Source organism: Herbaspirillum sp. WGmk3 (genome assembly GCF_023952535.1).
GTDB classification, from domain to species: Bacteria; Pseudomonadota; Gammaproteobacteria; order Burkholderiales; family Burkholderiaceae_D; genus Herbaspirillum; species Herbaspirillum huttiense.
This window is the reverse complement of the sequence record NZ_JAKYWT010000166.1, coordinates 1-235: the sequence shown is the minus strand read 5'-3', so window position 1 is coordinate 235 and position 235 is coordinate 1. Positions and strand designations below refer to the sequence as shown.

Sequence of the window (235 nt, the reverse complement as noted above, 5' to 3'; positions counted from 1 at the left end):
GTCCTGGGCGTAGACGGCCACTTTGCGGCCGTAGACCTGGCCGAAGCCGGTGATGACGGCCGCACCGGCGTTGCCGCCGGCGATATTGCCGCCCTGGAAGCGGCCGATCTCCTCGAACGTGCCGGTGTCGAAGAGCAGGTCGAGGCGTTCGCGCGCGGTTTTCTTGCCTTTGGCGTGCTGCTTGTCGCGGGCGCGCTCTTCGGCGGCGCGGGCCAGTTCGGCGGCCTTGACCACA

At 69.4% G+C, this 235-nt stretch carries 1 protein-coding gene; it reads right to left on the bottom strand.

All coding sequences use genetic code 11. The features are described 5' to 3' along the window. Window positions 1–235: carboxyl transferase domain-containing protein (locus MKD49_RS26320; RefSeq protein ID WP_305882144.1), on the bottom strand; the 235-nt coding region annotated here is incomplete at both ends.